The organism is Austwickia chelonae (assembly GCF_003391095.1).
Classification (GTDB): domain Bacteria; phylum Actinomycetota; class Actinomycetes; order Actinomycetales; family Dermatophilaceae; genus Austwickia; species Austwickia chelonae_A.
In genome coordinates, this window is record NZ_CP031447.1 from 3322277 (window position 1) to 3340278 (window position 18002).

Consider the following 18002-nt stretch of genomic DNA (forward strand, 5'->3'; position numbering starts at 1 on the left):
CGTCGGAAACCCGGTCAGCCGCAGACCCGGTTCATGACGGCGATATAACCGTCCTCGATCGTGGGCTCCACCGGCCGAGCACCGGCAGGGGGCACTGATCCGACCACACGGTAAAGGGTTCCGGACGCCGAGGAGACTGCGTTGACAACGTGCATCCCCTCCGGCGGAGGACCTGGAGCGATCAGAAGGTAGGTGACGCCTTCGCCATGGTGCACCAGATCGACGGTCGGGCCCGAGTAGAGGATCCGCCCCTCGCGCATGACGCAGACCCGAGGGCAGGTTTGGGCGACGTCGTCCAGGATGTGCGTCGACAGGATCACGGTGCGGTCGCCGCCCAATGTCGAGAGCAGACTGCGGAAACGCATCCGTTCCTCAGGGTCCAGCCCGGCCGTGGGCTCGTCGACGACGATGGTCCGCGGATCGCCGGTGAGTGCCTGGGCGATCCCGACCCGTCGGCGCATGCCGCCGGAGAACCCGCCGATACGTCGGTCGGCGACATCGGCCAGGCCGACTCGTTCGATCAGCTCGTCCGCTTCCCGGCGAATACGCCGCCGGTCGGTCATCTCTTTCAGCAACGAGACGTATTCGAGGAACTCACGCGGCGTGAGATTGCCGTAAAGCATCAGATCCTGGGGTAGATAGCCCAGGTGCCTTTTGTGATCCAGCAAGGCCGAATTCTGCGAGATGCTCGCACCGTCGACGAACACTTCTCCCGAGGTGGGTCGCAAAATGCCACAAACGATACGCATCAGCGTGGTCTTACCTGCACCATTGGCTCCGAGGAGCCCGGTCATACCCGTTTGGAAGGTTGTCGTCAGATGATCGATGGCGCGGGGCTTGGACGGGAAATCCTTGGTCACGTCGGCGATACGAATGCTCATGAGGGGGTGGCCTCCGATGGTGGGGTGCGTGGTCATCTGTGCTGGGCCCGGGCGAGCAGGCCGGTGCCGACGATCAACAGGACACCGAGAACGAGCAGAGTGGCGAGGTTGCCCCAGGCGAAGTCGACGGTGTAGCTGCGTGCCTCGATGTCGGACCCGAAGAAGGTGCTGGCGACGACAGAACCTCTCGGGGAGAAGAGGGTTCCCCGAGAGAAGGTCCGGGAATCGTCGGGGTGTCGAAGAAGGCAGCCCACCCCCACACGACGACAGCAGTGATCCTGGCGAAAGCGACCGGCAGCAACCATTCGAAGACGGCGTCAAGGCCGAGGATGATCAGTGCACCCGGCACGGTGATGGTCAAGAACGCCATCGGTGCGGCAAGGAGCGAATTCCAGCTTCTCTCAGTGATACCCAGCCATAGGCCGAGCATGACCAGTACCACCAACGTAGGAAGAGTGACGCTCAAGACGCCCACTACGCGTAAGGCCAGCTGCTGCCAGCCAGGGACGGGTGCGGATCGACAGATCTGACTCATCCCGTCGCACCCCTTGATCCCTAGAGTGCCGACGAAGGTGGCACTGAAGATCAGACCGAGGAGCATGTTCATCAGGACAGCCCAATCCGCGACACGGGCCGTTCCCTGAGCAGCGTTGAGACCCGCGCTGGTGGCGCACAGCAGGAGAACCAGCAGGTAGGCGGGGGCCAACGCGGTCCACAATGATCGGCGCCGCACCACCAGACGCATTTCGATGCGAGCCAAGCCCGCAAACGCGGGGGTCAAGACTGCACCCCCTGCAGGAGCCGTTCGGAGTCTCCCAGCCGCTGGTAGCCGATCTGTACCAGAACCGCCGCGAGGACGAGCAGCAGAACACGGTTGACCAGGACGTCACCGATGACAGCGTTGATACCGAACACCATGAAGATCCAGGCGGTCATGACCAGCAGACTGGCCGAGGACGCTGTGGGCGTGACAGAAACTGCGGCATAGGCGACCGCAATGAGGAAGGCCCCCTGGCAGAAGGTGTTCAGCATCCCCGATATCCCGGGAGGGCCGCCCCACATGTTCATCAGGTGCATCCCCAGGTACAGGGCGGCGCTGGTGATCAGAGCCGCAACGGTCACGACGATTGCGCGACAGACCAGAGTTCGCCGGAACGGGGTCGGGCTCGATTCGTGGAGCTCGACGACAGGATCACCGGTCAGCGGGGCCACCGCAGCCAGCCCCTGGGCCAGGGGCAGCAGCCACACGAATTTACTCAGCCCTACTAGAGCGGCTTCCCTGCTGGGGGCCATCTGGTACGCCATGGCGGCCAAGCCCAACAGGGCGACTGTAGCCGCCGGCGGAAGCGACAGGCTGAGCCAGGAACACTGCCGAGCTTCCTGCCGGAGAAGATCATTGGTCATACTCCTTAGTGGTCTGCACCACGCAGAAGGTTCACGGCATGCTCAAGAAAAGGCGACCGACGCCGCCCCACGCCCGGCCGACTTGATCGCCGCCACGAGTAAGAGCACCCCCAGCAGTCCACTGATCAGCGGCGAAATGAACGCAAACTGCCCCAACGAGACGGGGACAATGACGAAAAGCGCCAAAACGCTCACGATCACCGCCGACCTCGTCCCACGCCAGACACCGGCCCAGGTCACCGACCCTGCGATGAACAATGCCGGCCCCAGCCACGCCAGCACAGCGCCGAACGGATCGGCTGCGATCGAACCGATGAACGTGAGAACCACCGAACAAGCCGCAGCGACCAGGATCGTCCCGCCGAGCACAATGGTCAGTCGCGCCGCCAACACCGCTGACGGGCTGACCGGAGTGACGAAGAGGTACTCGCGGCGCACATCACCAGGAGTCGCGATGACACAGGCAACCGCCACACACGCCAGGACGAGAACCGCATGCAGACGTGCTGCCGCGTCCACCGGCGCACTGGACATCCCGATCGCTACGCTGCTCAGACCGAGCAGGGTGACCAACACCGGCACCACCATCGGATGGATCAGACGCAGCTGGGCAACCGCGATACGACCGGCCAGACGCGCCGCATCAGCCGCGCTCAAAGGCCCACACCGGGCGGCATCGGGCCGACCACCACTGCTGCGAACCAGAGCAAGCATGTGTTCAGCAGGTGGCACCGGGACCGCTGCTCTGCGCCGAGTTTCAGCATCGCGTACGGCGCGGACGAAGGGGTCGTCCGGAGGAAGCTGCGTCATCGGCCGTCCTCGATACGGGCGCTCAACGTGAGCGACAGGTGTGTTCGTGCCTTGGAGATCCTGCTCTTGACCGTTCCAATCGGAATCCCTTGCAGCTGAGCTACTTCCGCATAAGGAAGTTCTTCCACCCACGCAAGGACCACCGTCTCGTACAAGTGGGGAGGCAGCCCTCGCACAGCCTCGACCATCTCATGACGCTGCGCCGATGCCAGGGCGGACAGCAGCGGTTCATCAGGCCGGTGTGTGTCCGGGACATCCTGTACGAGAACCTCGCGAGCGCTGCGACGGGCCCTGTCCCGATGCCGGGAGGCCACCTGTCGGGCGGTGATGCCCAGCAGCCACGTCTTGACCGTCGGCTTACCGTGAAATCCGGCCGCGGCCGTCCAGCACGTGACCCATACGCTTCCGACAGTCTCTCCCACCTCGTCGGTAGGTGTGCCGCGCAGAGTGGCGAAGGCGGAGACGGCCTGCGCATGTCGCTCGTACAGCTCAGTGAAGGCAGCTTCGTCACCGGTCGCGATGCGGGCGAGCAGCTGCTGATCCTCACGATCCGTGGGGAGGTTCATGGCGCCTCATCAGTGAATTTCTTGCCTGGACGACGGCGTCCGCCCTCCGAGTTCGAGGACGGACGCCGTCACCTGTACTCGTTTCTGCACAACGAGCACCGACCCCGGCCGTCTTGCAGCCGGATCCCGCATCAGTCGTTCTGCGGGAAGCCCAGGTTGAGGCCGCCGTGGCTCGGGTCGAGCCAGCGCGCCGTCACTGCCTTGGTGCGGGTGAAGAAGTGGACGCCTTCCATGCCGTGGGCGTGAGTGTCTCCGAAGAGGGAGGCCTTCCAGCCGCCGAAGCTGTAGTAGGCCATCGGGGTGGGGATCGGCACGTTGACGCCGACCATGCCGACCTGGACCTCGTGCTGGAAGCGGCGGGCTGCTCCGCCGTCATTCGTGAAGATCGCGGTGCCATTGCCGAAGGCGTTGTCGTTGATGAGTTTCAGGCCCTCCTCGTAGGAGGAGACGCGGACCACGCAGAGCACCGGCCCGAAGATCTCGTCGGTGTAGATCGACATCTCGGGGGTGACGCCGTCGAAGAGGGTCGGCAGGACGAAGAAGCCCTCCGGGGAGCCGCCCACCCATTCGCCCTGGCGTCCGTCGACGACGAGTTTCGCGCCTTCGGCTTCACCGGCGTCGATGTAACCGCGTACCTTGTCGCGGTGTGCCGCGGTGACCAGCGGCCCCATGTCGATGCCCTCGCCCAGGCCTTCCCCGGTCTTCAGGGTGGCCATGCGTTCGGTGATCCGGCCGATGAGGTCGTCGGCGATGGAGTCGACGGCGAGCAGCACGGAGATCGCCATGCAGCGTTCGCCGGCAGCACCGAAACCGGCGTTGACGGCGGCGTCGGCGGCCAGGTCGAGGTCGGCGTCGGGGAGCACCAGCATGTGGTTCTTCGCGCCGCCGAGGGCCTGGACGCGTTTGCCTGCGGCGACTCCACGCTCGTAGACATATTTCGCGATGGGGGTGGAGCCGACGAAGGAGATCGACTTCACGGTCGGGTTGTCGAGCAGGGCGTCGACGGCTTCCTTGTCGCCGTGGACGACGTTCATGACGCCGTCGGGCAGTCCTGCTTCACGCCACAGGTCGGCGATGGCGAGGGTCGAGCTGGGGTCTTTCTCGCTGGGTTTGATGACGACGGCGTTGCCGCAGGCCACGGCGACCGGGACGAACCACAGCGGCACCATCGCGGGGAAGTTGAACGGGGAGATGACGCCGATGACACCGAGCGGCTGCATGATCGAGTAGGCGTCGACGTCGGTGGAGACGTTCTCGCTGAATCCGCCTTTGAGCAGGTGGGAGATCCCGCAGGCGAAGTCGGCGACTTCGAGGCCGCGGTTGATCTCGCCGACGGCGTCGGGGAAGGTCTTGCCGTGTTCGGCGACGATCAGTTTCGCGATCTCTTCGCGGCGCTGGCTGAGCAGCTCCCGGAAGCGGAAGAGCACCTGCGTCCGTTTGGCCAGGGAGATGGTCCCCCAGGAGCGGGCGGCCTGGTCGGCGTGGGCGACGATCTCGTCGACGAGGGTTTTGTCGGCGAAGTCGACGGTGCCGATGATCTCACCGGTGGCGGGGTTGTAGACGTCGCCGGTGCGGGCCGCTGTCCCGTCCCAGGGCTGGTGGCCGATCAGGTGGGTGATACGCGTGGGGGTGTTCACGGGTCTGTAGTCCTTCCGGGATGCCGGGCGTGGTCAGTGGTGGTGCAGGGGGAGGCGGGCGTCGACCGGCTGGTCGTCCCAGGTGCCGCGCACCCATGAGTGGGCGGGGTCGTCGCAGATCAGCCAGGCACGTTTCTCCCCGGGGCCCGCCATGACGTTGAGGTAGTACATGTCGTACCCGGTGGGTGCCATGGCCGGGCCGTGCCAGCCGTGGGGTACCAGGACGGTGTCGCCGGAACGAACCTCTTCGAGGACGTCGATGGGCTGCTCGTCGGTACCGTAGACGCGCTGGTAGCCGAAGGGTTTGGCGAAGCGGGCGGCGGCGCGCCCGGTCGGGGTGTCCTCGACGCGCATCTCGAAGTAGTAGATCTCTTCGAGTTCGCTCTCCACGCCGTCGCGTTCGGTGTCATGTTTGTGTGGCGGGTAGCTGGACCAGTTACCGGCGGGGGTGATGACTTCGCAGGCGATCAGGGAGTCGGCTTCCAGGACGCCGGGGGTGCCGAAGTTCTGCACCTGGCGGGAGGCCTGTCCTGCTCCGCGGAGTTCGACGGGGACGTCTGCGGCGGCCAGGTAGGCGAAGGGGTAGGCGGTGCGGGCTTTGGCGTGTGGCAGCGCGATGGTGCCGGCGGTGGTCGCGGTGACGGTGAATTCGCCGTCGCGGGGGATGAAGGCCAGGTCGGTGGGTCCGGCGAGGACGTGTTCACGTCCGGCCAGGTCGACGTGGTGTTCCTGGCCGTCGACGGTGGCGTCGACCTGGTAGGACCCGGAGAGCGGCAGGGCGATCCATTCGCGGTCTCCGCAGGTGATGGTGCGGCTCTCCCCGGCGTCGAGTCGTGCTGTCCACAGCCCGGTGTACGACCATCCTTCTCGGCCGGGGCTGATCTGGGTCTCGTAGCCGTCGCTGGTGGTACTTCCGGCAGGGAGGAACCAGTCGCTCATCGCTCTCCTTCGTGATCTGTGGCGTGGGCGGTGCTGCCCTGTCGTCGTTCTTCCATGGAGCGTTCGACATCGGAGGCGGTGGGCATCGCGGTCGCGCACTCCAGTCGTGAGGCGACGAGGGCTCCGGCAGCATTCGCGAATTCGAGGGTTCTGCGGAGTGTCCATCCTTCGAGGAGTCCGTGGCAGAGCGCTCCGCCGAAGGCGTCTCCGGCGCCGAGTCCGTTCACGGTCTCGACGGGGCTCGGGGGGACGAGGACCCGTTCGTCGCGGGTGGCTCCGAGGACTCCGCGGGGGCCCATCTTGACGACGGCGAGTTCGAGGCCGCGGTCGAGCAGGGCGTCGGCGGCGCGTTCGGGGTCGGTTTCGCCGATGGCGACGCGGCATTCTTCGAGGTTGCCGACGGCGGCGGTGCACCAGGCGAGAGCGGCTTGCATCTGGCCGGAGGCATTGGATTCGTCGTCCCAGAACTGGGGGCGGTAGTCGAGGTCGAGGACGGTGTGGGTGCGTCGCTCTCGGATCTGCCAGGCGTGGCGGTGGGCGGCGCGGCTGGGTTCGCGGGAGAGTCCGGTGGCGGTGGCCCAGAAGATGGTGGCGTCGCGGACGGTGTCGGCGGGGATGTCGTCGGGCCGGATCATCAGGTCGGGGGCGACCGGGTACCGGTAGAAGTACAGGGGGAAGTCGTCGGGCGGGAAGATCTCGCAGAAGGTGACGGGGGTGGGGAAGCGTTCGACCTCTTCGATGTGGTGGTCGTCGACGCCGAGGGCGCGCAGTTCGCGCCGGACGAAGCGTCCGAAGGGGTCTTTCCCGGTTTTGCTGATCAGTGCGGTGCGGTGCCCGTGCCTGGCGGCGGCGACCGCGACATTTCCGGCGCTTCCGCCGAGGAATTTTCCGAAGGTGTCGACGTCTTCGAGCCCTACTCCGGTTTGCATCGGGTAGACGTCGACGCCGACACGGCCGATGGTGACCAGCTCGTGCGGCTGCCGCTCATGGCTCATGTCCGCCTCCGATCGCCGTTGTTGCGGAGCCTTGTCGCCGGTGGTGGCCGGTGGCCTCCACAGCGTCGTGGGTCGGCCGTGGTGACTGTTCACACCCTGCCGGACCGCCGATCAGCTGTCAATATTTGTAATGACATTTACTCATAGGCGGATATTGCCAACCTGATGGCCCCTACTCAGGCCGGACTCGCCTGAGCCACCCGAGCCTTGGCCAGCCAACGCTGCGCCGTACGCACCGACGGACGCGGATATCCTGCTGCCGCAAAGGCATCGCACATCAACGGACCGGTCGCCTCATCACCCATCCGGTCGACTACGTCACGGGCTATCTCCAAGCGAGGCTTACGCCGCATCCGCGAAGCCGGACGAGTCACCCGCACCACCTGCATCGGCTCCATCACCGGCACCTGCACCGCGCGCACCGTCTCGGTCAGCGCCACCATGTCGACCCCCTGCTGGTCCACCGCGACCGTCGCCATCGCCGCCGGAGAAGCACTGGCCGCCACCGACACCGCAGGCGTCGACAACGGCATCACCGGCGCCACCTCGTGCTGCACGCACTCCGGCACAGCCGCATCCTCAGCCGCTGCGCTCTCCTGCGCACCGTCACCCAGCAGGTCCGCCAGGACGCCCTCGGTCATCGCCCGGTACCAGAGCCAGCAGGCCGCCAAAGGTACTGCAGCCCAGATGACAAAGGCGGACACCGACGCCGGAGCCAACGTCCACCCCTGCGGGCCGACGATCTCGTGCAGCGCGGAGAGCACCCCCACCACCACGACAGAAGCCCACGTCGTGAGCAGGTTCATCCGGTTGTCACGGCCTTCGAGATGAGCCGCATAGGCCAGCGATGCACTGCACGCCACCACCGCGAGCAGAAAAAGCGTGTTGATAAAAGCCACTCCGGCCGACCAACCCAAGGCTCGGGACAGGTCACCGGCGCCGACCGCCGCGAAGACGACGGCCAGTCCCACCACGGCCGCAGTGGCCATCCCGGCGATCTGACGGCTGCGGCCACGCAGGGCCGAGAAATGAATCATCCTGATACCTCCATGAATCCTTCAGCGCGCGAGAGGCGCCGCTGTCCGACACCGCTTCTGGAGGCATGTCGCGCGGTCCACCTCTTGTCCCGAAAAGCAGCCGGACGGACGATCCGGCGCACCCACCCTGTACGGAGGTGCTTCGATCTCCCTGCGGGCAGGGCATCGCGGTGGAATGAATGACCCTGCGAACCGGGTACACGCGTATATCGTTCGCCGGTTCCCCCCATGCCCGTGCCAGTGGGGGAACCCTCATGCCGGTGATATCTCCGGGAAAACTTCCACCGCATGAAAAACCCGGATGCAGATGTCATTCATGATGTCGAACCGCATCTGCACGACCTGAAGGCCGCGGCCCGCATCTTCGACATCGCGCAAGCCCGCTGTCTGTTCGGGATATTCAGCATAGACAATGCCGGATATCGCGCTGCGGACACCCTCGGACTTACGTCCGAAGCTGTCCGTAAGGCACCTCACCGAGAGACGCGATCGGCTTCCGTGACGGGCAATGCGGACGCTGTCCGACGTAATCCGTCCAGCTGTCCCAATGCCGGGTCCAGCGACCATTCCGTACACCAATATCCGTAGGCCACCGGGGTCTTGCCGTCGACTTCAGCCGGAACTTTGCGGAAGTCGGCATCCAATACGCCTTTGGTTTTCACCCTGTCGAGGATCACGACATCTTTGACGGAAAAATGGAACCGATCATCCGACGCCCGAAGAACGTGTTTCCGGGCGGGGCCGGAGACATCACGGGGACGACCGGCCCGCGATGGCGACGAGCCGAGGCGCCCCGGAGGAAGGCACACGGACCCCCGGGGCACCGCTCGACCACCGGTGTTGACCCCGCACCTCGTGGCCCGGGAGAGCGTCTGAACATGCACTCTCTCCCTGCCCCGCCGTCGTCGATCTGGCGGGGTCCGCGCCCTCACGCTAACCCACCGCCCCTTTGTGCTGTCAATAGGTCATAAGCTGGCATTCATCCAATGGATACGGACGTACGTCCCACTTCGTCATCCTGCATTCCATATCCCACCTGCAATGACCCCAGAAGGTAAAAGTTTTGTCCGTACGTGAACACACCATGACGAGTTACCGACCGACACTCCCTACAACGCTTACCATCACGCCATGACCGCAGAGCTGCCCGTGGTGATCGACCGGACCAGCCCGGTGCCCCTGTACCACCAGCTGGCACAGCAACTCACCGCAGCCATCGAGACCGGCGTCCTCAAACCAGGCGACCCCTTCGAGAACGAGATCGCTCTCGCCGAACGCCTCAACCTCTCCCGCCCCACCGTGCGCCGGGCCATCGCCGAAATGGTCGCCCGCGGACTCCTCGTCCGACGACGCGGCGTCGGCACCACCGTCGCCAACGAAGTCATCCACCGACGAGACGAACTCACCAGCCTCTACGACGACCTCGTCCGTGCTGGACGCACCCCCCGCACCGAAGTACTCACCTTCGACCCCGAGGCCTACGACAACCGGGCCGCTGCCGCCCTAGGTCAGACACCCACCACTCCACTGGTCCTCATCGAACGTGTCCGTTACGCCGACGACCAACCCATCGGCATCCTCCGCAACTGGCTGCCACCGCAGTTCGCCGATCTCGACCCGGACGAGCTGACCCAGCGCGGCCTGTACGAACTGCTCCGCGCCCGGGGAATACGCCCCGCCGTCGCCCACCAGACCATCGGCGCGCGCAGCCCTGATGCTCGGGAGCAGCGCCTGCTCAACCTGGGCAAGGGCGAGCCGCTGTTGACGATGACCCGTAAGGCTTATGACTCTTCCGGCGCTGCGGTGGAGTTCGGCGATCACTGTTATCGGGCGGACCAGTACGCCTTCGACATCACCGTCTACGAACGCTGACGAAAACCCGTTTAGAACCCGAACCTGAGCACCGTACTCGGTGCTCAGGTTCGAGGTGGTGAGGGTTGGGGGTCAGAGGTAGTGGCGCTGGTGTTTCTTCTCGGCGAGGTACTCCTGGTAGGCCTGTCGAGTGGAGTCCAGTTCGCTGACCTCGGCGACGGGCACGTCCCACCAGGCACACCCGGGCGGGTTGGGCCCGTACAGGTCGGTCTCGATGTACAGCACGACCGGGCCGTCGGCCTGTGCTGCGGCGGTGTATTTCTCCCGGAAGTCGGCGATGCCTTCGCAGATGAGGACCTTCGCTCCCCAGCTGGCTGCATTGGCGGCGAGGTCGAAGGGCATCTGGTCGCCGTCGAGTCGGCCTGTTCCGGCGTTGCGACGCCGGTAGCGGGTGCCGAAGCGCTGGCTTCCTCGTGATTCGGAGAGCGCGCCGATGGAGGCGAAGCCGTGGTTCTGCAGGAGGACGAGAGTGATGTCGAGTCCTTCCTGCACCATGGTGGCGATTTCGGCAGGCAGCATCTGGTAGGTGCCGTCACCGACGATGGCGACGACCTGACGGTCGGCCTGTCCGGCGTCGTCCAGCGCCATCCGTACGCCGATGGCTGCGGGGATCTCGTAGCCCATGCAGGAGTAGGCGTATTCGAGGTGGTACTGCTCGGGGGTGCTGGCCCGCCAGAGGGTTTGCAGGTCGCCGGGCATCGAGCCTGCGGCGTTGATGACGACGTCGCGCTCCCCCATGAGCTCGTTGAGAGCACCGAAGACCTCGGTCTGCGCGGGCAGTGGTTCCTGTCCGCGGTGGTAGCACTCGTCGACGACCTGTTGCCATTCTGCGTGGAGTTCTTGTCCGCGGGCTGTCCAGGCGGGGTCGCTCCGCCAGCCGTCGAGGGCCTCGCGCAGCCCGTCGAGTCCGGCCCGGGCATCGGCGAGGAGCATCTGCGCAGAGTGTTTGGCCGCGTCGAAGCTGCCGACGTTGAGGTTGACGAAGCGCACGTCGGGATCGGCGAAGACGGTGTGGCTGGCGGTGGTGAAATCGCTGTAGCGGGTGCCGATGCCGATGACGAGGTCGGCTTCGCGGGCGAGGGTGTTGGCGGCCCGGTTTCCGGTCGAGCCGAGCCCGCCGACGGCGCAGGGGTGGTCCCAGTTGAGGGCGCCTTTACCGGCTTGGGTGTCGGCGACCGGGATCCCGGTCGCGGTGGCGAAGGCGCGTAGGGCGTCGGAGGCACCGGAGTAGATGATGCCGCCACCGGCGACGAGCAGGGGTTTCTTCGCGGCGCGGATCGCGTCGACGGCCCGGGTGAGCGCGGCGGGTTCGGGGACGGGTCGGCCCACGTGCCAGATCCGTTTGCGGAAGAAGTCGACGGGGAAGTCGAAGGCTTCGGCTTGGACGTCCTGGGGCAGGCAGACGGTGGCGGCGCCGGTCTCGACGGGATCGGTGAGGACGCGGCAGGCGCCGAGCAGCGCGGGGATCAGTTGTTCGGGCCGGGTGACGCGGTCGAAGAAACGGGAGACGGGGCGGAAGGCGTCGTTGACGGTGATCTCTGGGCTGTAGGGCTGTTCGAGCTGTTGGAGCACGGGGTCGGGGTGGCGGGTGGCGAAGGTGTCCGCGGGCAGCAGCAGGACCGGTAGCCGGTTGGTGGTGGCCAGTGCTGCGCCGGTGACCATGTTGGTGGCTCCGGGGCCGATGGAGGTGGTCACGGCAAGGGTGCTGAGCCGTTCGGTGGTCTTGGCGTAGGCCGCGGCGGCGTGGACTCCGGCTTGTTCGTTACGGATGAGGTAGTAGGGCAGTTCGGCGTCCTGGCTGCTGGTCTCGGCAGCGAGTTCGGCTTGGAGGAGTGCCTGGCCGACGCCACAGACGTTGCCATGGCCGAAGATGCCGAAGATGCCTGCGAAAAGGCGGTGTTCGACGCCGTCCCGTTCGGACCACTGATTCGCGAGGAAGCGCACCACGGCTTGGCCGACGGTGAGACGGACGGTGGACGGCATCTTTCGACTCCTTCGTCTTCTTCGACATGCGCGGGGAATGCGCTGGCGCCGGTCGCCGGGTGCGGGCGAGGGCACGGGGAAGACGGTACGCCGAACGGCGGGAGGGGGGCCGTTCGGTGTACCGCCGGGGTGTGCTCAGACGGCGGGGACGGTGACGTCCACGACGAGCTGGTCGAGTTCGGCGTCGGCGGCGAGGAATTGCCGCAGGGTCCTGCGGGTGGCACCGAAGTCGTCGAATTCGGCGGGGGTCATGCCGTCGACGTCGTAGGCCTTCCGGAATTCGGGCATCTGCGCGTACAGGATGTCGATGATCTGCTGGTCGACAGGAATGTCCATCCGCGGCTGGGGGTCGATCCCGCTGTTCTGGAAACGTTTCTGCCAGGCGAAGGGCGGGGAGAGCACGAGGTCGCCGCCGATGAATTCCGTCCACTGCAGGGAGTTGCGGTAGGCGGCGGCGAGCAGGCGGGAGCGCAGTCCGCGGGCGGTGAATTCGCCGTAGGCCTTTTTCATGACGGCCACGCCGGCCCATTCGAGGTGTCCGGGGTCGAAGCAGAGTTCGTCCTTGGCGTAGCACTCCTTCAGCCAGTCGTCGATGCGTCCGACCATGATGGTGACGACCGGGCCCATGCCTTCGGTGGTCCTGCCTTCGGCTTCGCGTCGTTGCAGTCCGCGTTCGATGGCTTCGCCTGCGGCGACGGCCTGGGCGACGGTGAAGGAAACGGTGACATTGACCGAGACGCCCCGGTAGGTGGCTTCTTCGATGGCTTCGAGGCCGACGGAGGTGGCGGGGATCTTGACGATGATGTTCTTGGCCAGGCCGTGGAAGTGTTCGGCCTGGTCGGCGAGGGCTTGGGCGTCGCGGTGCAGTCGGGGGTCGGTCTGCATGGACAGTCGCCCGTTGAGTCCGGCGTATTCCTCGAAGGCCGGTTCGAGGAGTTTGGCGGCGTCGATGGAGAGTTCTTCGACGACCTGCCAGCCGATCTCGGATTCGCTCATGGTGCGGTTCTCAGCAGCGATCTGGGCGATTCGGGTGGACCACCGGGGCAGGTCGGCCTTGACGCAGGTGACGGCGATGACGGGGTTGCAGGTTGCTCCGACTGCGCCGTAGGAGATCGATTCGGTGAGCTCTTGGGGGTCGGCCGAGTCGTTCCACAGGACGGTGGGTCCAGCCTCGGTCATGCTGTTGAGCGGGCGCGGGTTGGGGGTCATCGCCGGGGGCCTTTCGACTGGTGCTCGTCGCGGCACGGGTGCACTGCGCGGAAGCTTTGTGACGGCGGCTCCTCCCGTGTCCGCCTGATGCCATTCAACGCCGCACCCAAGACACTGTCAATACATTGTCATCACATTCAAACAAACTAACTCAGCGGAAGTCGGCCGCTCCTCCACTGACAGCCATCTGCGAAAGCACCGATGCCACCACCTCGGCCAATTCGTCGACGGCGGTGTACTGCGGCCACTGCCCGCTCATCAGCAGGCGGAGTGAGATCTGCGGATAACGCTCCGCCAGATCGCGACCCGCATCCAAAAGATTCCCGTCGAAGCCCTCGGAGAGGCCGACCAGCCAGGTCGGCACCCACAACTGGGCGTACAGCTCCGGCGACGGCGCCAGCGGCGAGCTCTCGTCGAAACGAAAGGCGTTCTCCATCGCCTCCACGGTGGGCGTGTTCACCCACCTCCCGTCGGATCCGAAGACGATCGAATGTTCGATCTCAGCGCCGAAGCCTGATTCCAGCCCGGTCAGCATCCAGTCTTCGGCGACTCGGTCCACCAACTCCCGCTGCAATTCTCGGGCCGATTCCACCCCTCGCCCGGTCGCGCCGACCCGGAAGCGTTCCGCCAGGGTCCGCCGAAGCTCCGCATCAGCCAGGAGTGCGCCCCCTTCGACGGTCCGAGCCATCGAGCCACCGACCAGGACCAGCGCCCGTACCAGCTCGGGATGCACGATTCCTGCGACCATCGCGGGCCAGACCGACAGATCGTGCGCCACCACCACGGGGCGGTCCAGCCCTGCACCCTCGATCACGTCGACGAACACATGCCACAGATCGTCGGCTTCCGTCAGGGGCACAGAGGTGTGGCCATGGCCGGGCAGGTCGAGGGAGAGCGGCCGACACTGATGAGCCAGGGATTCCGCCAGCAGTCTCCATTGCGGCCCGCAAAAACCCAAAGAATGTACGAGTAGGACATCGACTCCGCTGCCACCGTAATCTTGCACCGCTATACGGCCTGCTGGGGTCTCCACATACATTTCACGCACGATGCACACTCCCGTCATCGCAGACATGGTGTGTTTCCTTGCCACACCTCCCGGGTATTCCCCCGCCCACGGCAGATACCACCGATTCTGGATATACCGTCAATACTTAGCCTGACATATCTTCTCGAGGAAATTCCGCCCAGGCCTGGGAAGTCGCCAGAAAACACGTGGTAAATGCCACATCGCCTTCCAGTCAGTCAAGGAACTTTCGACGGTGGTGGGCGGCCTGCTTCATCGTGGATCGCCGCGCACCGTTCACGGCCTGCCAGGTCCGGACGGCCACCTGCACACGAGAGCCACCCCGGCCGACCAGCACTGCGGCATGACGCCATCCCATCGACAGCGCTGCCACCACGGCCAGCAGGGCCCACAACAGCGACCAGACCCCGGCCTGCAGGGCACTCCGGTCGGCGAACGCCTCGACCAGCACCGATTCCACGAAGCGGGCGTGGCCGGAGACATCCGGAAGAAGACAGCTGGCCACAGCGCGGATGACCGGGTCAGGCGCCGCCGATTGCGCCCATCCGTAGTAGACGGCGGCAACGGCGGAGGTCACGGCCCAGGCGCAGAGCACCCCGAGCACCCCCAGGTGCTTCAGCCCTCGCCTGCTGAGACTTCCCGACGTCGATCCGCCGGCACGCAACGGGGTATCGGCGTCGAATCGGGCGAGCAGCATCCGGGCCAGCCTGGTATGTCTGCGCCGTTCGGCGAGCAGCGCAGACACCGACGAGACATATCCGGCCCTTTGCACCTCCAGTGCTGTAGGAATCCGCCGGCCGTCGATCGAGGTCGAGGCGTGAAAGGTCCGCCAGGACTCGACCCAGCGATTTTCCTCCCGTCGGGAGAGTTCCACATCGGCACCCCAGTCGATATGCCATTCGCGCTCCCGCACCGAGTCCGCATTCGAGGTGAAGTATTCGTCCCAGACCGACCAATCCTGTGTCGACGTGAAATCGTCCCCCCGGGTTTCGTCACCCGAGGCTCTTTTTTCGTCCGTAGGAGCCACCAGCAATGTCACCATACGTCCCGACGCTAAAGATCAGCGGTGAAAAGAAGCTGGACGTCTGCCTCAAGGGAACTCAGAAAATCTCTGTCATTCGAGGTGGGGGTCGGAGAAGGTCGGGCGGGTGGCCCCCCGACCATCCGCCCGACCCAGTTCCGGTGCCGATCTACCTGTCATCGATTCCCGAGCCCGCCGAGGAACAACCACTGGACGAGTTCACCGATCTGTCGTTGCATGCTGCGCTCGGCGCCGTGTTCGGCGGAGCGCACGGGCTGGCGCACGTCGGGGCGCGCTGCACCGCTGTTCGATCGGCAGTTCTCGGTGGCCCGACGTTCGGCGCGGGCGTAGCGGTCCCGGCCCCTCCAGGATGTGACGTCGCCTTGGCGGTGGAGCAGGATCTTCACCATGCGCCACCCTGCGGGGCCTTCCGTGCACTGCGGGCAGGAGGCCCGTCGGGCCCGTCCGGCGCGTCGTTCGGTCGATGTCCTGCGCGGGGTGGAGCATGCTTTGCTCGCCGGGGTTGCCGACCCTGCGGTGGGGTTCTCGTCCGCGTGCGGGGAAGAGCCGGGCAGCGTGCCGGCCGGGTGCTCTTCGTGAGCGGCCAGTGCTGACGCCGACAGGGCAGCTGGACGCTCGTCGGTGACACGCACCTGGGCGATCGCCGGGGCTGCTGCAACGAACAGCAGGGTCCCTGCGAGAGACCAGGATGCGATCGATCCTCGGCGAGCCATGACATGCCCTCATGATCCTGATGACGCATCCGGCACGTCCGCGATGTACGTGGAGAGAAAAGGGCGGACGTGCCGTTGACGATGCATGCAAAACGGTCATTTCGCACGTTACGTGCGTGAACCCTACGGAAACGGATTCAAGGCGCACCCCTGCGGAAATGACATCAGATCGTGACTAATGTATCTGTCTTGCCATGAATTAGCCGCCGATACATATCTCTGGACGAGCCGTCAGGGTGCGGTGAGCTCCGCCCCTGCCGTCTTACCGGCAGCGACCTGGACCGTCACCGGAGCCGAGGGCTTGCCCTGCCCGGAAACCTTGGCCTCCGCCTTGTACTGGCCTGGCGCCAGCCCGGCGAACACGAACTGCCCCGAGGCGTCGGTGAGTACCGTCTTCTGTCCACCAGCTGCGCCTCCAAGGGGTGTCAAGGTCACCGTCGCCTGGTCAACGGCCTTCCCACCGTGGATCGCCTTGCCGGAGATCAGACCGGTGGACTGCTTCCACGGCATCTCCGGCACCGCCGCAGGCGCCGTGAAGACCTCCTTGACCAGCGCTTCGTGCAATGTCTTACGTTCGCTCGCCCGCTTGGCGGCGTCACCACCGGCTGACGACGGGGAGGCATAGGAGTAGCCTCCCCAGCCCAATCCGTGTCCGGCGATCTCCTTGGCCTGGGTGAGCGACTCGGGGATCGTGTTCAGGTGCAGCGCCGCTCCGGAGATGACGTGCCGACCGGAGTCGGCGGCCAGTTTCTGCAGCGTCTTGTTCCAGCTGCGGAAACCCTGGGCCTGTTCGGGCCGACTCTCCCGCTTGTAGTTCATGGCGGCGACGGTGTCGATGTATCCGTCACGCATCCATGCCCGGTAGTCCTGGAGGACGCTGCCGTAGGGGCGGGTCTTCTCGAAGGAACCGACCTGGTCGCTCCCGACGCCGTAGGTGATTCCGTTGACCGACAGTCGGGTCTTGGGGTTGTGGGTGTACAGGGCTGCGTAGACCCGCCGAACGATGTTGTCGACCTGTCCGCGCCGCCAGGCGGACCACTGCTCATCGGCCGGGGCCGGTCGATCGGCGCGCCCGGTGTGTGCTTTGAAGCGGGCCAGTGCGGTGTCGGTGTACCCCCAGTCGTTGGCGCTCTCGGTGGAGTTGTTGTCGGGATAACGGATGTAGTCGAGGTTGATGCCGTCGATGCCGTACTGCTTCTGCAGCGCAACGGCGCCCGCGACGATGTCTTCCACGACATCGGGGTGCGCGGGGTCGACATAGCTGTTGTTGTCGACGATCTCCTTGCCGTCGACCCTCTTGTTGAGCCACCGGTCACGCCCTTGAGCGTTGGGTCCGTGCTTGTGATAGGCGTGCTTGGTGTCGCGGGGGGCCTTCGTGGAATTCCACAGCGTCGTGGCATTCACCCAGGCGTGCACCTGCAATCCGGCGGCGTGGGCCTGCTTGACGATCTCGGCCAGGGGATCGAAGGGTGCCGGTGCAATCGCGGCATCGGTCCGGGGGTGATGGCCCTTGTTGCAGAAGCAGTCGAACCGGCGGACGGTCTGCACGAAGAGGACGTTGGCGCGTGCTTCACGGGCGGCGGCGATCATCGCGCCGACTTCCTTGGCGGAGAAGATCCCGGGGTTGAAGGCGTCCACCCAGTAGCCGCGGATCTGGTCGGATTTCGCGGGTGGAGCCTGTTTCTCGGCGGCGGACACCGCTGGACCGAACCCGAGCGACAAGCCTGTGGCCAAAGCGGCCACCACCATCGTGGACATACCTTTACGCATCCATGCCTCCTAGGGCATCCATCGCGCCGCCGAGCGACGCTCCTTTGCAACGGAATCCACCATCTTGGCGAAACCCTTAGCGGTTCAAAAGATCTCAACCACAAGTAGTTCCCCGAA

The 18002-nt window shown here is 65.6% G+C and carries 18 protein-coding genes; 1 reads left to right on the forward strand and 17 read right to left on the reverse strand.

Annotated elements, in window-relative coordinates; translation table 11 throughout:
- Positions 1–14 precede the first annotated feature (14 nt).
- The 11 genes from DX923_RS14600 to DX923_RS14650 form a co-directional block, all read right to left on the reverse strand.
- The gene (locus tag DX923_RS14600) at positions 15–881 is read right to left on the reverse strand and encodes an ATP-binding cassette domain-containing protein (protein ID WP_116115825.1); all 867 of its coding nucleotides are present in this window, start codon (positions 879–881) and stop codon (positions 15–17) included.
- 73 nt (positions 882–954) lie between these two features.
- Positions 955–1662, reverse strand: a complete 708-nt coding sequence (locus tag DX923_RS14605) for a hypothetical protein (RefSeq protein ID WP_162873036.1) — start codon at positions 1660–1662, stop codon at positions 955–957.
- Positions 1659–2285: a hypothetical protein gene (locus tag DX923_RS14610; protein WP_116115827.1), complete on the reverse strand. Its 627-nt coding sequence runs from the start codon at positions 2283–2285 to the stop codon at positions 1659–1661. The genes DX923_RS14605 and DX923_RS14610 overlap by 4 nt, the downstream gene beginning before the upstream one ends.
- Positions 2286–2327: 42 nt before the next feature.
- Positions 2328–3095, reverse strand: a complete 768-nt coding sequence (locus tag DX923_RS14615; protein WP_116115828.1) for a hypothetical protein — start codon at positions 3093–3095, stop codon at positions 2328–2330.
- Positions 3092–3661: an RNA polymerase sigma factor gene (locus tag DX923_RS14620; RefSeq protein WP_116115829.1), complete on the reverse strand. Its 570-nt coding sequence runs from the start codon at positions 3659–3661 to the stop codon at positions 3092–3094. The genes DX923_RS14615 and DX923_RS14620 overlap by 4 nt, the downstream gene beginning before the upstream one ends.
- A gap of 131 nt (positions 3662–3792) precedes the next feature.
- Positions 3793–5298 (reverse strand): CoA-acylating methylmalonate-semialdehyde dehydrogenase, encoded by a 1506-nt coding sequence (locus DX923_RS14625; RefSeq protein WP_116115830.1) that lies wholly within the window; start codon positions 5296–5298, stop codon positions 3793–3795.
- A 33-nt stretch (positions 5299–5331) separates the two neighbouring features.
- On the reverse strand, positions 5332–6237 hold the full coding sequence (gene iolB, locus DX923_RS14630) for a 5-deoxy-glucuronate isomerase (RefSeq protein WP_116115831.1): 906 nt from the start codon (positions 6235–6237) through the stop codon (positions 5332–5334).
- Positions 6234–7232: a 5-dehydro-2-deoxygluconokinase gene (gene iolC, locus DX923_RS14635; RefSeq protein ID WP_116115832.1), complete on the reverse strand. Its 999-nt coding sequence runs from the start codon at positions 7230–7232 to the stop codon at positions 6234–6236. Before iolC ends, iolB begins: the two co-directional genes overlap by 4 nt.
- A gap of 176 nt (positions 7233–7408) precedes the next feature.
- Positions 7409–8269 carry a hypothetical protein gene (locus DX923_RS16380; RefSeq protein ID WP_162873037.1) on the reverse strand — a complete coding sequence of 287 codons (861 nt, stop codon included), beginning with the start codon at positions 8267–8269 and terminating at the stop codon, positions 7409–7411.
- 252 nt (positions 8270–8521) lie between these two features.
- Entirely contained in the window at positions 8522–8647 is a 126-nt protein-coding gene (locus DX923_RS16985; RefSeq protein WP_275895834.1) for a hypothetical protein, read from the reverse strand.
- Positions 8648–8742: 95 nt separating this feature from the next.
- Positions 8743–8931, reverse strand: a complete 189-nt coding sequence (locus tag DX923_RS14650) for a hypothetical protein (protein ID WP_205413058.1) — start codon at positions 8929–8931, stop codon at positions 8743–8745.
- Between the two features lie 469 nt (positions 8932–9400).
- On the opposite strand from DX923_RS14650, the gene DX923_RS14655 reads away from it, so the two are divergent.
- Complete coding sequence (locus DX923_RS14655) at positions 9401–10141, forward strand: GntR family transcriptional regulator (RefSeq protein ID WP_116115835.1); 741 nt, start codon at positions 9401–9403, stop codon at positions 10139–10141.
- 72 nt (positions 10142–10213) lie between these two features.
- On the opposite strand, the gene iolD is transcribed toward DX923_RS14655, so the two are convergent.
- From iolD to DX923_RS14685, 6 genes are all read right to left on the reverse strand, one after another.
- On the reverse strand, positions 10214–12124 hold the full coding sequence (iolD, locus tag DX923_RS14660) for a 3D-(3,5/4)-trihydroxycyclohexane-1,2-dione acylhydrolase (decyclizing) (protein ID WP_116115836.1): 1911 nt from the start codon (positions 12122–12124) through the stop codon (positions 10214–10216).
- Between the two features lie 135 nt (positions 12125–12259).
- On the reverse strand, positions 12260–13333 hold the full coding sequence (locus DX923_RS14665; protein ID WP_116115837.1) for a transaldolase family protein: 1074 nt from the start codon (positions 13331–13333) through the stop codon (positions 12260–12262).
- 151 nt (positions 13334–13484) lie between these two features.
- Positions 13485–14408 carry an alpha/beta fold hydrolase gene (locus DX923_RS14670; protein WP_116115838.1) on the reverse strand — a complete coding sequence of 308 codons (924 nt, stop codon included), beginning with the start codon at positions 14406–14408 and terminating at the stop codon, positions 13485–13487.
- Between the two features lie 166 nt (positions 14409–14574).
- A complete protein-coding gene (locus DX923_RS14675; protein WP_116115839.1) occupies positions 14575–15402 on the reverse strand; it encodes a hypothetical protein in 828 nt (275 codons plus the stop codon).
- A gap of 155 nt (positions 15403–15557) precedes the next feature.
- The gene (locus DX923_RS14680) at positions 15558–16115 is read right to left on the reverse strand and encodes a hypothetical protein (protein WP_116115840.1); all 558 of its coding nucleotides are present in this window, start codon (positions 16113–16115) and stop codon (positions 15558–15560) included.
- Between the two features lie 231 nt (positions 16116–16346).
- A complete protein-coding gene (locus tag DX923_RS14685; RefSeq protein WP_116115841.1) occupies positions 16347–17885 on the reverse strand; it encodes a family 10 glycosylhydrolase in 1539 nt (512 codons plus the stop codon).
- Between the last annotated feature and the right edge of the window lie 117 nt (positions 17886–18002).

Coding starts and splice junctions, on each gene's coding strand:
- DX923_RS14600 (WP_116115825.1), bottom strand. CDS start 881: ATGAGCATTCGTATCGCCGACGTGACCAAGGATTTCCCGTCCAAGCCC.
- DX923_RS14610 (WP_116115827.1), bottom strand. CDS start 2,285: ATGACCAATGATCTTCTCCGGCAGGAAGCTCGGCAGTGTTCCTGGCTC.
- DX923_RS14615 (WP_116115828.1), bottom strand. CDS start 3,095: ATGACGCAGCTTCCTCCGGACGACCCCTTCGTCCGCGCCGTACGCGAT.
- DX923_RS14620 (WP_116115829.1), bottom strand. CDS start 3,661: ATGAACCTCCCCACGGATCGTGAGGATCAGCAGCTGCTCGCCCGCATC.
- iolB (WP_116115831.1), bottom strand. CDS start 6,237: ATGAGCGACTGGTTCCTCCCTGCCGGAAGTACCACCAGCGACGGCTAC.
- iolC (WP_116115832.1), bottom strand. CDS start 7,232: ATGAGCCATGAGCGGCAGCCGCACGAGCTGGTCACCATCGGCCGTGTC.
- DX923_RS16380 (WP_162873037.1), bottom strand. CDS start 8,269: ATGATTCATTTCTCGGCCCTGCGTGGCCGCAGCCGTCAGATCGCCGGG.
- DX923_RS14655 (WP_116115835.1), top strand. CDS start 9,401: ATGACCGCAGAGCTGCCCGTGGTGATCGACCGGACCAGCCCGGTGCCC.
- iolD (WP_116115836.1), bottom strand. CDS start 12,124: ATGCCGTCCACCGTCCGTCTCACCGTCGGCCAAGCCGTGGTGCGCTTC.
- DX923_RS14665 (WP_116115837.1), bottom strand. CDS start 13,333: ATGACCCCCAACCCGCGCCCGCTCAACAGCATGACCGAGGCTGGACCC.
- DX923_RS14670 (WP_116115838.1), bottom strand. CDS start 14,408: ATGTCTGCGATGACGGGAGTGTGCATCGTGCGTGAAATGTATGTGGAG.
- DX923_RS14675 (WP_116115839.1), bottom strand. CDS start 15,402: ATGGTGACATTGCTGGTGGCTCCTACGGACGAAAAAAGAGCCTCGGGT.
- DX923_RS14680 (WP_116115840.1), bottom strand. CDS start 16,115: ATGGCTCGCCGAGGATCGATCGCATCCTGGTCTCTCGCAGGGACCCTG.
- DX923_RS14685 (WP_116115841.1), bottom strand. CDS start 17,885: ATGCGTAAAGGTATGTCCACGATGGTGGTGGCCGCTTTGGCCACAGGC.